The following is a 14,932-nucleotide window of genomic DNA, read 5'->3' as shown; positions in this document are numbered from 1 at the left end:
TGGCTATTTCAAGAGTATTGTATTACAAAAAAGCCTAATAAATCTATTTTCAGAATGGAAAGTACAGGATTAGAAATTCCTAATTTTGCATAGAAGAGCCAGAATTAGCAGAACTTAAATGTAAAATGATTTTTCGTCTTCTCTATTCAGTAGAGATTCCCCGTTGAATCATGAAACGGAAACAGCTTTTAAATGAAAGCAGAAGACAGAATCTTCTGCTTTCATTCGGATATTAATATCTTCTAGAGTTATTATAACCACCACGGCCTCCACCGTTTGACGGTCTTTCAGTACGAGGGCGTGCAACGCTTACTGAAATAACCTTCTGGTCGTATTCAACTCCATTCAGTTCATCAATTGCTTTTTGTCCTTCTCCATCGTTCGTCATTTCTACGAAAGCAAATCCTCTGGATCTACCAGTTTCTCTATCAAAAATAACTTTGGCTGAAGAAACTTCTCCAAACTCTGCAAATAAATTTGTTAAGTCGGCATCAGTTGTGCCATAGCTTAAACCTGAAATGTAAATGTTCATCTAAAAATTTTATTAAAATAAATACTATTTTGGAGTGAGGAGGATAATTACAGAAGAGGACTACTTACTAATAATATATTAAAAAGAAGAACTACACAATAATGATTCGTAACTCAAACTCTGGGAACAAAGGTAACACAATAAATTAGATAACTATGTTTTTATTCTATATTTTTCAATAGAAGCTCAATTATTATCATTTGTTAGCATGTCAATCACACAAAACAGTCACAATTAGCAATTCTCTCATTCATTCTTGACCATTTCCCATAATATATCTATTTTTGTTCCAGAACAATTATTAAGATACACCCAACAAATATATCCGAGAATGAAACTAAACACTACAACTAGAGAAGAAATGTGGGCAAAGCAGCATCTATCTGCTACCGACATTGACTATGCTGTATGGGAGCGGGATAAATCCATGCTTCATCAACTCTCGAAAATGGGCCGTAACTGTACATTTGTTGTCGATGTTTATAAATGCAAATATGCTTACGCCTCTCCGAATTTTGTTGATTTACTGGGATACGACAGCCACAAGATAGAAACATTAGAAAGACAGGGTGATTATCTGGAATCGCGCATCCATCCCGATGATCGCGCACAACTGGCGGCATTACAGGTCACACTAAGCCAATTCATCTATAGCCTGCCTTTTGAGCAACGGAATAGCTATTCTAACATTTACAGTTTTCGTATGCTTAATGCGAAACAACAGTACATACGTGTCGCCAGCAGACATCAGGTATTGGAACAGGACCGCAACGGTAAAGCATGGCTTATCATAGGAAACATGGACATATCACCCGACCAAAAAGCCTCTGAAACCGTAGATTGTACCGTCCTGAATCTAAAGAATGGAGAAATATTTTCTCCTTCCCTATCGTTAATGCCTTCTACCAATCTTACTAATCGGGAAATAGAAGTATTACGTCTTATTCAAAAAGGCCTGTTAAGTAAAGAAATCGCAGACAAATTATGCATCAGCATTCATACAGTTAATATTCATCGACAAAATTTGTTACGGAAGTTAGGTGTACAGAATTCCATTGAAGCCATTCGTTTAGGACAAGAGAGTGGATTGCTAAGTTAATACATGCAATCTTTCTCCCCGCACTGTGATCCAATCTGGCTAGGGCATCCATTCCACCACACCCACCACCGGATGCAATCTTCTCCATTCCTCAAATTCCGGATAACTACGTACACCATCCTGAATCACAGCTTGATAATACTCCACTCCCATAATCTTTTCCGTATCAGGCGTTTCGTATTTTAATTTCAGGATAGCCAGTCTCATTTCATCTGTCAATACCGCAGAAATGCGTTCGGCCACCCTTTCAAAATAGCCATCATAACGAGAGCCTTCTTGGATATGAATCATATCCATTTGCCAGAGTTCTCCTTCCATATCCTTATACCATGCATGCCACTCTATACACGCTTCTGCTGTATGTAATAAATTCGTATATTCAATCTTCTTTATGGACATATTTTCCGCCAATTCAGCCATCACCCGAAAGCTGGCAGACAAATCCAAAGGGGAAGTATAAATATGAAAATCAATATCCCGATGTTTCATCAATAATCCCGTACGCAACGAACCTACCAGATTCACTTTGGCACCAATCCCCTCCCATATCCGAACAATACGGGTATCCTCTATAATCTCCCAAGCTTTCTGCTGGTTACGTTTTGCCAATTCAAGAATATTCATCTTTTCCTTATTAAGTAAGTATGCAAAAATAGGAAAAAGGATACATATATAGCTATAAATAACTATTTAATCCCTTAATGGGTTGAGCTAACTTTGCCTGCAATTTCAATTCTTCATCATACAACTAAAAAGAGATTATGATATTCAATCAAACAGAGAAACAGGAAAAAGAGTATTTACAGCAAGTCATAACCACTATCCATGATACGATTAACACTACCAGTACTTCCGTCAAAGAGCATATAGACACCCTGCAGGAGTACAAGGATTATCTATGGTCGAACAAAGATATCGATCCCCACGAAATCCGTTCCATGCGCGAAAGCATATTAAATCATTTTGCATTAGGTGAAAATGTAATTGACAAACGCAGGCGACTAAGCAAAATACTGGATATCCCCTATTTCGGACGAATCGACTTTCAGGAAAAGAAAGACAAAAGCCAAGTTAGTCCAATCTATATAGGAATACATACTTTCTATGACCTCAATCAAAAAAAGAATCTGATTTACGATTGGCGAGCTCCTATTTCAAGCATGTTCTACGATCATGAATTAGGCGAGGCGTTCTACTCTTCCCCGGCAGGCAAAATTAACGGGGCGATCTCACTCAAACGCCAATATCGTATTCGCAAAGGAAAAATGGAGTACATGATTGAAAGTTCCGTAACTGTTCATGACGATATTCTGCAAAAAGAACTATGTTCCAATGCCGACAACAAAATGAAAAATATCGTCACGACAATTCAGAGGGAACAAAATCAGATCATCCGTAATGAAAACGCTTCTGTACTTATTATACAAGGTATTGCCGGTTCAGGAAAAACCTCTATCGCGCTCCATCGTATTGCCTACCTGCTTTATGCACAGAAAGGACAGATTTCTTCCAAAGACATATTAATCATCTCCCCCAATAAAGTATTTGCCGATTACATTTCTAATGTACTTCCGGAACTTGGCGAAGAGACCGTTCCCGAAACCAGCATGGAGCAAATTCTGTCGGATGTAATTGACAACAAATATAAACACCAGAATTTCTTCGACCAAGTGACGGAACTATTAGAAAACCCGACACCCGACTTTATCGAACGGATTCAATACAAAGCCTCCTTCGAGTTTATATCACTACTTGACAAATTCATCCTTTACATGGAAAACAACTATTTCAAAGCAACAGACGTAAAACTCACCAAATACATCACCGTTCCTGCCGAATTTATTAACGAACAGTTCAAACGATTCCACCGCTATCCCATACGTCAACGATTTGAGACTATGGCAGATTACATTCTGGAGATGATGCAACTACAATATAATCTCACAGTTAGCACTCCGGAGAAAAACCAACTAAAGAAAGAGATAAAAAAGATGTTCGCGGGAAATAACGATCTCCAAATCTATAAAGACTTTTTTAAGTGGATCGGAAAACCGGAGATGTTCAAGACACGCAAAAACCGCATACTAGAGTATGCAGACTTAGCTCCTTTGGTTTATCTGCATATCGCATTGGATGGGAACAACACCCAATCTTATGTCAAACACCTTCTGATAGACGAAATGCAAGACTATTCTCCCATACAATACAAAGTGATTCAAAAACTTTATCCGTGTCGAAAAACAATTCTTGGAGACGCTTCCCAATCCGTCAATCCTTATGGATCTTCCACTGCCGGTATGATTCAGAAAGCATTTGCAACAGGAGAAATAATGAAACTTTGCAAAAGCTATCGTTCTACTTTTGAGATCACCAGTTTTGCACAAAAAATTCAATCGAACAATGAATTAGAACCGATTATGAGACATGGAGAACACCCCAAGATTCTTCCATTCAAAAGTACAGAAGAAGAGATCCAAGGTATTGCGGATTTAGTAAACTCCTTCAGGAACTCCCATTATACCTCATTAGGGATCATCTGCAAAACAGAATCCCAAGCAAAAAAACTTATTCAAAAGCTCCAGATATATGCAAACGACATCTCACTTTTATCAAATCAAAGTTCTGCTTATGTGAAAGGGATTATCATCACTTCCGCCCATATGGCGAAAGGACTGGAATTTGACGAAGTAATCATTCCGCAAACAAATGACAAGAACTATCATTCCAATATTGATAAAAGTATGCTTTATGTGGCAACCACAAGGGCTATGCACAAGTTAACTTTGACTTATTCTACCACTTTGCCCAGTTGCCAATTCCTATAATAGATGTGTATTCAAACAAACATCGAAAATTAATTAAAAGAAAAAATTATAGCTAATCTTCTATTATTACCTATTTTTGTACAATGGAAAATAAAGGAATGAAATACGAGTTTACCGCAAAAGTTTGGAACTACTCATCGACCGTCGGAACGGGCGGTTGGCACATAGCCTGCCTGCCGAAAGAGATGTCCAAAGAAATAAGAGAGAATCTCGGATTCTTAGAGGAAGGCTGGGGACGGTTGAAGATGACGGCCAAAATCGGCAATACCCAATGGGAAACCGCAATCTGGTTTGACACCAAACTTGATACTTATTTACTTCCTCTCAAAGCGGAAATCAGAAAAAAGGAAAAGATCACAACTGATAAAGAAATAGAGATTATGATTTGGATTTAAAACAAGTGATAAGAAGAACTACCCGCAAAACAAGAGCCGCTTGAACAATCTCAAACGGCTCCGTAACTCCTTTAACAACATGGTTATCGAGCTAATATAACCACCGGTCTATATTCCTTTTTTCTGCACTGAACTCCACTCCAACTTTAACCAACTCACGCCCGTCTACCTGATAAGGTATCAGATAGCCTTTTTCATCAATCTGCTGCAAAGCCTGTTCGGCAGTACCATTCAGTTTAAATTCAAATACATAAATATACTTCGGAGTTTTCACCACTGCATCCGCCCGTCCGCGGGCACTACGAACCTCTGCCCCGGTAAATTGCCCCATCAGTTTGAAAACTAAGTAAAATACAACTTGATAATGTCGTTCGGTCTTTTCATTCAGTTCATAAGGGAAATCTGCGAAGAAAGCCTGTAAGCGGGTAAGAAAAGCGTCAACATCACCACTCTCCAATTCACGTACAAATTTACCTAGATAAAAGCCCCGTTCATCATCTACCACTGATGTGTAATAAGGAACCAAAAAATCCATAAATCCATATCGTACTTCATCATTGGGAAATTTCAGCAGGTAGTTTCCAAAACGCTTGTCATACCCCTTTATAGTCAAATAGCCACTCTGATAAATCAACGGAATCGGATTATTAGCATCTACCCTATATTCCATAAACGAAGAAGCATTGGCTTCTACCCCATCAATCAACGTACGCAAATCATACTCACTCTTTTTAAGCAGTTCGACTAAAAAAGTAGGAGTACCGGTTTGGAACCAATAGTTACTAAACTTATACCCGTCAAAAACGTTAAGCACACTGAATGGATTGAATACTCCTTCCGCAAACTCACAAAAATGATAACCGTCATATAAAGCCGTCATCTTGTTCAATGTTTCTTCATAAGTCAGTTCATTTGTTTCTGCCAATCGATTCAGTTCAGGAATAAAAGTATCCTCCAATTCTTGTCGTGTAATACCACAAATTGTGGCATATTGAGGTTTCAGACTGATATCATTCAACTGGTTCAAATCACTGAACACACTGACTTGCGCAAACTTAGTCACACCGGTAAGGAAAACAAAACGAAGATAACGGTCTGAACTTTTCAGCACACCATAGAACGCCTTCAATGTCTTACGATAATCATCAAGTAAAGCACCATCATCCAACGCCTGTAACAAAGGCTTATCATATTCATCAACCAAGACTACGACTCCACGATCAGCCTGTTCACTGGCACGACGAATTACACCTGCAAAACGTCCCGAAAGAGTTTCCTCATCCTCTCCTTTACCATATTTCAGTTCCCATTGCGTCAACTGCCTGCTAAGAATTTCGACTAAAGCTTGGGGAGAATCATATTTTTCCGCGTTCAAATCCAAATGTAGTACCGGATATTTCTTCCATTCCTTTTCCATATCGGCTATGGCTAACCCTTCAAATAATTCTTTCTTACCTTCGAAATAAGCTTCGAAAGTAGAAAGAAGAAGACTCTTGCCAAAACGACGAGGACGACTTAAAAAGTAAGGAGTCTCCGTTGAAGCAATTCTCCATACAAGAGCAGTCTTATCCACATAAAGATAATCTCCTTCACGAAGTTTCTCAAAAGTCTGTATTCCAATAGGAAGTTTACGTAATATCCCGTCCATGATTTTTCCTCTATTTTGATTATTCAAAGATACGCATTTCCATGGGAATACACATACAAACTCCACAAAAAAGTACACAGTTTCACAGACAGCACTACCATGACTCCATTTTTCATCAAAACTAACTTTGTACCAGACAAACAACATCTCACTTCCTCTTCACTTTGCAAATCCAACACACAATAACCAAGACCAGCAAAATAATTCCGTACCAATACCAACCTCCGGTTGTCCTATTAGTAGTTTTCTCAACTCCCGTTTTATGAATCTCTGTCTTAGCACTCATATCCGATAAGCTCACAGACAGTGAATTCACTTCTTGAAGAAGTTGTTTCTCATTAACGTTTTTCCTATCCACCACAGTCTTCACCACCATCCCAGCCTTCAACCCAAGCGTATCAACAGGAAACACAAACACCACCTGTTCGATATGCTCTTCTACCACCTCCGAATCCTTTTCTGAAGCAACCTTATTTTTAACAAGACTTTTCCCGGAGCTACTATTTAAACTTGAATCAACCCTAACTTCACTCTCCCTATTTATCACCTCTTTCTTACTCCTACATCCCGACAGCAATACAGGCACAACCAAAGCCACCAACAACACAAACAGTAACTCCCTCCCACTCCTCAAAAACTCCTTCACATCAAAACAGGGACAAACCTTCACATATTCATAAGGTTCAATCACTCCGTCACCATTCAAATCCGGTGAAGTATCCCGATGTCCCAACACTTGGAGAATATTATATTCCCGCTGCAAATCCATAATAATCTGATAAAGCACCCGTTTTTGAGCATTCGTCCGGGTATCTGCCGGACGCCCGTTCGCATCCAATCCACCGATATAACATATCCCGACACTCCGCTCATTCCAACCTCTACAATGAGCACCGGCCAGAGAAACATCCCGCCCCTTTTCCAATTTCCCATCCAAACGGACCACATAGTGATACCCGATACCGTTGAACCCACGTTCCCGGTGCCAACAGTCAATATCCGCAGCTGTAAAATCCTGCCCGGCTTTCGTAGCCGAACAATGTACTATGATAGAATCTATATTTCTCATGATAATTCATTATTAGTTCAAACACACCAGTTAATAATCCGAAGGTGGCATACGCTTCACGCACCCTCTAATCTCACACTTCTTCACTTCCGACTCCTTCTGTATCAACTCCACTTCATGACATTTATGTATCCAGTCAATCTTCTCTTCCTGCTCCTTGCGAAGTTCAATATAAAGCCCGTCTATCTTCTCGTCACGTTGAGTCAGCCGTTCTTCCAGCCAGTCCACCTTTTTACGGCGATTTTCTTCTTCCATACTGTTCACGGACGCTTCCTCTTTCCGTGCATCCGTCTTACGGCAAGTGATATACCTCACTAACCATTTCACAGCTTCCAAACCACCCATAGCGGTAATAAAAGCAAGGATTGTAGTTATTTGCATATTTATATTTTTACGTAGTTATAAAGAAAGAATGAGGCCGAAGCCCCATTCCATACAAACCATACAGTTCTCAACGATCTATGAATCAAGCTGCCGGATCCGGTGCTTCACCATTACCACCCGAACCACCATCCGGATCCGGAGTTTCACCTCCATCATCAGAACCGTCACCAATGCTACCCGAATCATTAATATGATCCAAATCCTTGAACTTCAATCCATCCGAACGGGTAGTCGTCCCGGTAAACAGACGAATGTCCGAGTTGGCACGAAAACAGATACGAAGCCCTGAAATATTAGCGATTGTAAAATCTTCCGCCTTCTCCGTCCCTTTGCTTTGAGCGGAAAGGTAAAAATATCCCAGACCGGCGATATTTACCGAACGACCACCCAGCAATGTCTTTCTCAATAACGTACAGAAATCCTTCAATACACTAATCGTTTCACCCTCGCTAACACCAGAAGCAGACGCAATCTCCTTTGCAAACTCATCCAGCGTCGCACTTGTATCATACTGATAAGAAATCACCGGATACACTTTCTTTCCTGCTTCTTTATTTGTAGGGTCACACAGGCGAGACACCCTTCTAAATCTAATAGCCATACTACTTTTCTTTTTTTAATGAATACTGTTTTAATTATCACTTCGCTAACGTTAACGATGCAAAGATGCAGCATCTTCCACGGAGATGAAACGACACCAAACAGCCTCATCAGAAAAGTACTAAAAAGCATTTCAGACACATACAGCCACACATAGAGGAACTAAATAAACGACAAGAAAACGACGAAAAGCAGAAAAAAGCGACAAAATCAATACCTGGGGGAGAATAATAAATAAACAAATATATTCAAACTAATAAATATCATAATAAAAAAGTGCACCTTCTTCCCCACCGGGAAAAAGATGCACACACAAACAAAACAAACAATAGGCTACCTTCACAGGCAGCGGAAAAGTCATGATTCCATTTTTCCTATGCCACTATTATATATCATCATACTTATTTAATAAATAACTGGTAACTTCACCTATAGAAGAGGGCTCTTTCAATAATACTTGCTTGTCCTCTCCCAACAAATATATCGAAGGAAGAGAACGCAAAAAATATAGTTCTTTTTCAGTCAACACCTTCCTGACATCATAACCGTTTATCCACACAGAAGGAAGAGACTGCTGATATTCTTTCCACGCATCCATTTCACCTTCTGTACAAATCGTAACAAGAGCAAGTTGCGATAGGGATAGTCCACTATGTTGCAAGAAGGAATTTATTACCGATGATTCAGACAGTTCCATCATTGATTGCCGACAATAAATACAATCCGGATCATAAAACAGTAATAACGTATATTTAGCGGAAACATCCCATAGTTTTTGAAATTCTCCCGTAGAAAGAATGAAAGTAAAATCAGCAGCTTTTATCCCTATCCGGTTCTTTTTAAGCATTTTCAATTGATACAAGGGACGTATACGCATCATTCCATCTAAATGTCCGGATGTTAATGCTTCCTCCAATACTGAAATATAATAACTATCATTCCGTAGTGACGAATCAGGTTCATATAGATGATGCTCCAACCGTTGTAGAAACCAACGGTTTACCACCTTATTAACTTTAGTCTTCAACACCAATCTCCTGATATTTTCACAAGCCCTTTCCTCTGTCAGTTCCGACAATTGAGAAAGATAATCCACCAGCATCTTTTCGGTAGTGGCAGAGCTGCTTAACCGGATAGTATCTGTAAAATCATACGTATCCCAAAAGCGCTCTATCAGTATGCTGTCTTTTTGTTGCTTTGCCATAGCATTTGATTTACCAGAATTGGCAGAACAAGTACATAAAAGTAAAAACACGCCTAAAGTAATATAAAGAAGTCTTATATATTTCTGATGGATTACCAATCTTAAAAGGTGTAATAATCTTAATCTTCGTTTATTCATAATTCTACAAGTTCAAGCACAATTCATTACACCATTTGACATACTCGTTTTCTCCACCGCAAATCCTTTCCGGCACTTTCATCTCTATACATTCATTCCCGACATATATCCGGCTCATCTCGAATATTTCCATCAGACAGTCATCCGATATACACACAAAAAAGCATATAATATCCGGATTATCATATTTCACGATTTTCATCCCCGGATAAAGTAAAGACAGATAAAAAGCAGAATATCCGAATGCTTTCCATGAATCCTCTAGACAATACAAATAAACAGAGCCTCGATTATCACCTTCTTTTTCCAAAATATCGTTTAATATATTCATCCTCATATCTCCTTTCACTCTTAACACTATTTGAATTATCCTTCCTGACGTATCCGAAGTTCAAAATATCCATTCCTACCAAACAGACGCACCTTTCCTTCACGTGCATTGCCTGTGCCATTTTCCTTTACATGGACAAAAATGTAATCATTAGCAGAGTCTAACTGCGGATAAATAATAGCACCTTCGTGCCGTTGTTCAGCTATCCCGATCCAATCACATGAATCGAACACTTCCCCGTAATTCGTATATAACATAGGAAGCACTGTATATGACCGACCGATAGAGGAATGACGTTCAACAGTTACCGTTTTTTGTAGAACACCATATTGGATAATACTCGTAAAAGAGTATTCCGTACCTGCGACTTCACTCGATTCCGTGAAACACAAGTCCATCTCGACGGGATTATCAGGAGTATCATTACAAACTGTTTCCCCCGTTATTTCTGTCCCATTTGCTTTCACCGTTATCAATCCACGCTGAAGATTAGGATAATCCGGATCAAACATGGTGTAACCTTCCAATGATTCATCCCGGATGCACCGGTAGAAATGACCTAACACAAAAGAATTCAAGATTTCATTACTGTATATAATCCAACGGGAATTTTCAAATCCCATCTGATAACCATTCTGCAAATAATTCTCTTGATAATCATGTGTACCATTATACTCTAATAACATGAATGCTTCCATATCATTAGTAAATCCATTCTTTTCTGCATTCTCGAATGAATTAGCGCCAAATCCCGTAACACTCCGGATATTCAGTTTATAGTAATCATTGCCTACAATTGAAGTCAACGGAACTTTTTCTCCTGTAGCATCATCTATTGTACATAGACGGAGTTTATAGTATCCTTCCCTTTCTGTCCCATCCGCTGCCGTATATTTTCCATGTACAACGATGTGAAATCCTTTATGCGCATCCAACCCCATTTTCCGAATCTGATACAGATAAATAGGATTTGACGAAGGAGCAAGGCTACTGACGGACAAAGTGGACGGACTGGTATAATCCACGTCTGCCAATACAGAGGCTGACACAGGACAACCCAACCAATTTATTGAAATCAATTCAAAATTGTTGTCTGCCACTCCCACACTGAATTTCGCAACATTCCGTTTTAAACTGAAACCATTGCTACCGTCACTTTCCATCGCATTACGAATAGCTATCATGTTGAGTGATGAAAGAGTTATGCGCCTGGTAGCCATTACAAAGGGTGGTTTTACAAGTGCTTTCGTACTTGTGCATATCCTGCTTTCCAAGTCCTGTAAAGTATGTATTGTCCCTGCTTCCATCGGATAATTAGCTATCAGATACAATGTATGCTCTCCTGTCGCCGAAGGAATGTTTACTGTCGTCTTATATTCATTTCCAGTCCATTCCAATATAGGATGCTGATGATAAACAATATTTCCGTCATGATTGAATATCAGAAAATCCATACTTTCAACCTTTGCTTCATCGGCAGGGGTACCTGTTCCCCGCGTATACACAACAGACTCTTGTTGCACACTTAGTTTCAAAACCATTTGCTCCTGTACTTCTGTTGTATCGTTGATATCCGACATTTCATCACTATTGCAAGCCCCCAAAGAGAAAAGCAATACAAACAGGACTAATTGAATATATTTCTTTTTCACTATCATATCTATCATTTTCCTTATCCAATAGGGGGATAACGTAATTTCACACAACGTACCGTATGTCTCCCATTTCGCAATTCATCCGTCGTGACATTTCCGTTCGGATCGCTCATTGTTGCTACAATGAAAGTACCGTCCTCATTCTTTCCCCAATAACTGTCCGAAAAGAAATTATTGGGAAGCCCGTTGGTTCCGGCATTCAGGAAAACATAATTCATTTCTTTTCCTGTAGGCAATCTCCATCCACTACCTAAATTTGCACATATAGAAGACGCATTTTCCTTCGTGACATTCGTTACATCTGAACTTGAGACTATAAAATCTGAAAGTTCAGGGGGACGGACATCAAGGGTACAGTTATAGCGATATTGTTTATTCTCTTTATAATTGTCTATGAGATTTCCTGATCCGTAACTTACATATGCCTTTCTATCATTTGTATCATGTTCCTCTATGCACCATGCTTCAGCAGAATTAATCGCCCAGTTTTCACGTATGGTAGCTAATCTCCAGCATCCTTTCCCTCTTGTTGCATCATTCTCATTTATCCCTTCAGGATAATATGCTCTACATCCAGTTTCCCGGGTGGCTCTTTTATAAAACTCATCATTATAAATTCCCGTACGTATCCAGTTAGCCTCTTCCCAATATCCCATGGCTTCAGCCCAAGTAACAAGGTTATTTCCGACACGAATTGTTTCAGATCTATAAAGTTGCAGATTAAGTTCAACAGATGCGGTACCCGATTTTAATGTAGTTACATATATGATATCATTACCAGTATTCCAATTTCCACGTCTGAACCCGACGCGACCGCTTTTCTTTGTCGCGTCATCATATTCTATTGTCATCTGCAGTTGATTACCGATTGTCACCTCATCGGGAAGTTTCACTTCAACCGGAGCGTTACAAGCAAAACGCACATACGAGTAAAAGCGTAAAGACTTTACTTCGACCGTCTTTTTGTTGACTGCAAGAAAACTAGCTCCCGTTATTTCAATCGGAACATTGACTTCCGACCATCCGGAAACGTTGGATTTCACTTCAAGGGACTCCTCCCCATAACCGGTAATCGCTTTAATATTCAAACTATAATGCCTGTTGCGGGTTATATTCCATTCTGTAGAATGTGAATCAATTGAATTCATCGCATCACCAATCGGCAAAGTATATATACGGGTGATTCCTCTTGATGTCCCTTTAATGCGCAATACCATTCTGTAAATCTCATCCATCGGCAGATATTCCGGCAAATATATATCACCGGATGACCATGTGAAATGATTCTGTTCTGCACTGCTATTTTCTAGTGAAAAAACGCGGTTATCTAGAAACCCCTCTTCTATCCTGTATTTACAGGAAGCCAGATAACTATACTTTGGAATACGAAGTAACTCCATAGACTCAAGATTAACGAATTCACCTGTAGGGTTTCCATTTTCACAAATCTCCGTACTAAGGTCAAACTTCACACTTAACTTGGCAATCACTCGTTGCAACTTTATCTCCAGTTTTGAAACAGAAGCGGATGCCCCTTCCGGATATATCTCATTTTTACTCCGTACATTCACATTGAGCAACTGCCGGAAAAATACAAATTTTGAAGCACTCAGGCTGCTTTCCGTATTCATCTGAATATTTTTCAATTCTTCAGGGCTATTGATTCCCGAAAGATCTACCGGTTCATTTCCTATCACATAAATATCATTGTATCCTATATAGGTAATGGCAACATAATCTTCATTTACATCTATCAATTGATTGCTGACTAAAACTTTAGGGCCGTAAGGATTGGAAGTACGTGTCGAGAAAATGATAACACGCAATTGTGATACCTCATTTTCATCCCCTGCAACAAGTTTCGGCATGATACTGACAGGAATTTCCTTGCCTTCCCCCTGGCCATTACTATCGGAAGATGCTTCTATTCCGTCAGTACAAGCAGTAAGCAGATATAATAATGTCACAACGAAGCTATATATATAAACTAATTTCAGTCTCATTCTCTCGTTTAATTATAAAGTATCACATTTCCGTATCCTGCAATATGATTGTCCACCCTGATACGGTAACAGCCGTTTGCATATAAGTATCCGTGTCACCGTCCAGATCATCTATAAGCGATATTTCTACTTCATACACATCTTGCCGGTCAAGTTCCGACTGGATGCGGGTATATGGATGCATCCGGATAAGTTCGACTAAGTCAGAACGGTAGAGTTCTTTGGCTGTGCCGTCCTGCATCAAACGTTCTATCAGTAGCGTCAATTTTTCCCCTTCCACCAAACGCATCAAAGAAAAAACGCCTGCAAATTGATTCCATGCATCATTATTTACGCCCTGATATGGATAATATGTCAATTCGTTGCCCGAAGCAACTACAGAATTATCAAATTTATAGGTCGCCCCTTTGGGATCAAGTACACGGACACGCACGCCATCCGCACAGCGGTGAATACATGGTATTCCGCTTTTTTCAAACCACTTCACATTCAGATGCAAATGATTCTCATTCTTTATAAGTGAAAGAACTTCAGTGTGTTCCTTCACATCGTTTACTTCTACTTGTTTCATAGCATGAAAAACAGGAGTCAGTCTATGGTTCACGCTACGGTCTTCAGCTGCGTTGAGTGATAATAACGCCTGCTCAAGCGTAGTTTGTCCGGCAATAAAGGCCGGTTGTAAAGTCACTTCATCAGTCAAGTTTCCCCATGCCACCAACGTATAGCTACCGGCAGAAAGTTCCGGGTCAATCCGAAAATCTTTCGGGAAAGGCGTCCCTTTACGAGTTATACATTTCAAAAAACATCCGGCTGCATCAAATACATACAAGTCTATTTGCTGTACGTCAATGTTGAAGCGATCGGGACAAATATTGTCCGTGTGATGAACATATTCGAAAGCCACCTGGAAACTTCCCTGCGGACAATCGGAAAAATCTTCATTAACGCATCCTGTAATAAGCCATAATAGCATTGATATGTATGCCACCATCCTTCTTTTCCGGTAAAATGTACTATGCATGTTAAATTGTGATTGAGAGGGATTTTAG

General features: G+C 39.5%; 14 protein-coding genes. 3 read left to right on the top strand and 11 right to left on the bottom strand.

The features are described from left to right. Positions 1-232 precede the first annotated feature (232 nt). Positions 233-532: an RNA recognition motif domain-containing protein gene (locus DW173_RS14610; protein WP_004315028.1), complete on the bottom strand. Its 300-nt coding sequence runs from the start codon at positions 530-532 to the stop codon at positions 233-235. 331 nt (positions 533-863) lie between these two features. Here DW173_RS14610 and DW173_RS14605 point away from each other — a divergent pair, with 331 nt between their 5' ends. After that, a complete protein-coding gene (locus DW173_RS14605; protein WP_074707321.1) occupies positions 864-1,631 on the top strand; it encodes a LuxR C-terminal-related transcriptional regulator in 768 nt (255 codons plus the stop codon). Positions 1,632-1,670: 39 nt separating this feature from the next. On the opposite strand, the gene DW173_RS14600 is transcribed toward DW173_RS14605, so the two are convergent. After that, positions 1,671-2,255 carry a hypothetical protein gene (locus DW173_RS14600; protein ID WP_009040208.1) on the bottom strand — a complete coding sequence of 195 codons (585 nt, stop codon included), beginning with the start codon at positions 2,253-2,255 and terminating at the stop codon, positions 1,671-1,673. Between the two features lie 137 nt (positions 2,256-2,392). Between DW173_RS14600 and DW173_RS14595 the strand changes: the two genes are divergently transcribed. Both DW173_RS14595 and DW173_RS14590 read left to right on the top strand, forming a co-directional pair. Beyond that, on the top strand, positions 2,393-4,456 hold the full coding sequence (locus tag DW173_RS14595; protein ID WP_120144631.1) for a HelD family protein: 2,064 nt from the start codon (positions 2,393-2,395) through the stop codon (positions 4,454-4,456). A gap of 98 nt (positions 4,457-4,554) precedes the next feature. Continuing rightward, positions 4,555-4,851, top strand: coding sequence for a DUF1905 domain-containing protein (locus DW173_RS14590; RefSeq protein WP_008026284.1), 297 nt, complete (start codon positions 4,555-4,557; stop codon positions 4,849-4,851). Positions 4,852-4,942: 91 nt separating this feature from the next. Here the strand turns inward: DW173_RS14590 and DW173_RS14585 are convergent, their stop codons facing one another. From DW173_RS14585 to DW173_RS14545, 9 genes are all read right to left on the bottom strand, one after another. Then, positions 4,943-6,499: an ATP-binding protein gene (locus DW173_RS14585; RefSeq protein ID WP_120144648.1), complete on the bottom strand. Its 1,557-nt coding sequence runs from the start codon at positions 6,497-6,499 to the stop codon at positions 4,943-4,945. A gap of 148 nt (positions 6,500-6,647) precedes the next feature. After that, positions 6,648-7,568, bottom strand: a complete 921-nt coding sequence (locus tag DW173_RS14580) for an N-acetylmuramoyl-L-alanine amidase (protein ID WP_120144629.1) — start codon at positions 7,566-7,568, stop codon at positions 6,648-6,650. Between the two features lie 30 nt (positions 7,569-7,598). Beyond that, positions 7,599-7,949 carry a hypothetical protein gene (locus tag DW173_RS14575; RefSeq protein WP_004296148.1) on the bottom strand — a complete coding sequence of 117 codons (351 nt, stop codon included), beginning with the start codon at positions 7,947-7,949 and terminating at the stop codon, positions 7,599-7,601. An 85-nt stretch (positions 7,950-8,034) separates the two neighbouring features. Beyond that, on the bottom strand, positions 8,035-8,553 hold the full coding sequence (locus tag DW173_RS14570) for an HU family DNA-binding protein (RefSeq protein WP_120144627.1): 519 nt from the start codon (positions 8,551-8,553) through the stop codon (positions 8,035-8,037). A 384-nt stretch (positions 8,554-8,937) separates the two neighbouring features. Beyond that, complete coding sequence (locus DW173_RS14565; protein WP_120144646.1) at positions 8,938-9,756, bottom strand: DUF5106 domain-containing protein; 819 nt, start codon at positions 9,754-9,756, stop codon at positions 8,938-8,940. A 142-nt stretch (positions 9,757-9,898) separates the two neighbouring features. Further along, complete coding sequence (locus DW173_RS14560) at positions 9,899-10,225, bottom strand: hypothetical protein (protein ID WP_229077587.1); 327 nt, start codon at positions 10,223-10,225, stop codon at positions 9,899-9,901. Positions 10,226-10,260: 35 nt separating this feature from the next. Then, positions 10,261-11,892 carry a fimbrial protein gene (locus DW173_RS14555; protein WP_199722843.1) on the bottom strand — a complete coding sequence of 544 codons (1,632 nt, stop codon included), beginning with the start codon at positions 11,890-11,892 and terminating at the stop codon, positions 10,261-10,263. Positions 11,893-11,897: 5 nt separating this feature from the next. Further along, positions 11,898-13,883 (bottom strand): hypothetical protein, encoded by a 1,986-nt coding sequence (locus DW173_RS14550; protein WP_008645035.1) that lies wholly within the window; start codon positions 13,881-13,883, stop codon positions 11,898-11,900. 22 nt (positions 13,884-13,905) lie between these two features. Then, a complete protein-coding gene (locus DW173_RS14545; RefSeq protein ID WP_004315016.1) occupies positions 13,906-14,904 on the bottom strand; it encodes a FimB/Mfa2 family fimbrial subunit in 999 nt (332 codons plus the stop codon). Positions 14,905-14,932 lie beyond the last annotated feature (28 nt).

Origin of the sequence: Bacteroides sp. AM16-13 (assembly GCF_003602705.1) — a bacterium.
GTDB classification, from domain to species: Bacteria; Bacteroidota; Bacteroidia; order Bacteroidales; family Bacteroidaceae; genus Bacteroides; species Bacteroides xylanisolvens.
Note: the sequence above shows the minus strand (reverse complement) of the source record. Positions and strands in the feature narration are given on the sequence as shown.

What these genes read in the sequence shown, in the direction of transcription:
- DW173_RS14610 (WP_004315028.1), bottom strand. Translation starts at nt 532, where the DNA reads ATGAACATTTACATTTCAGGTTTAAGCTATGGCACAACTGATGCCGAC.
- DW173_RS14605 (WP_074707321.1), top strand. Translation starts at nt 864, where the DNA reads ATGAAACTAAACACTACAACTAGAGAAGAAATGTGGGCAAAGCAGCAT.
- DW173_RS14600 (WP_009040208.1), bottom strand. Translation starts at nt 2,255, where the DNA reads ATGAATATTCTTGAATTGGCAAAACGTAACCAGCAGAAAGCTTGGGAG.
- DW173_RS14595 (WP_120144631.1), top strand. Translation starts at nt 2,393, where the DNA reads ATGATATTCAATCAAACAGAGAAACAGGAAAAAGAGTATTTACAGCAA.
- DW173_RS14590 (WP_008026284.1), top strand. Translation starts at nt 4,555, where the DNA reads ATGAAATACGAGTTTACCGCAAAAGTTTGGAACTACTCATCGACCGTC.
- DW173_RS14585 (WP_120144648.1), bottom strand. Translation starts at nt 6,499, where the DNA reads ATGGACGGGATATTACGTAAACTTCCTATTGGAATACAGACTTTTGAG.
- DW173_RS14580 (WP_120144629.1), bottom strand. Translation starts at nt 7,568, where the DNA reads ATGAGAAATATAGATTCTATCATAGTACATTGTTCGGCTACGAAAGCC.
- DW173_RS14575 (WP_004296148.1), bottom strand. Translation starts at nt 7,949, where the DNA reads ATGCAAATAACTACAATCCTTGCTTTTATTACCGCTATGGGTGGTTTG.
- DW173_RS14570 (WP_120144627.1), bottom strand. Translation starts at nt 8,553, where the DNA reads ATGGCTATTAGATTTAGAAGGGTGTCTCGCCTGTGTGACCCTACAAAT.
- DW173_RS14565 (WP_120144646.1), bottom strand. Translation starts at nt 9,756, where the DNA reads ATGGCAAAGCAACAAAAAGACAGCATACTGATAGAGCGCTTTTGGGAT.
- DW173_RS14560 (WP_229077587.1), bottom strand. Translation starts at nt 10,225, where the DNA reads ATGAATATATTAAACGATATTTTGGAAAAAGAAGGTGATAATCGAGGC.
- DW173_RS14555 (WP_199722843.1), bottom strand. Translation starts at nt 11,892, where the DNA reads ATGATAGATATGATAGTGAAAAAGAAATATATTCAATTAGTCCTGTTT.
- DW173_RS14550 (WP_008645035.1), bottom strand. Translation starts at nt 13,883, where the DNA reads ATGAGACTGAAATTAGTTTATATATATAGCTTCGTTGTGACATTATTA.
- DW173_RS14545 (WP_004315016.1), bottom strand. Translation starts at nt 14,904, where the DNA reads ATGCATAGTACATTTTACCGGAAAAGAAGGATGGTGGCATACATATCA.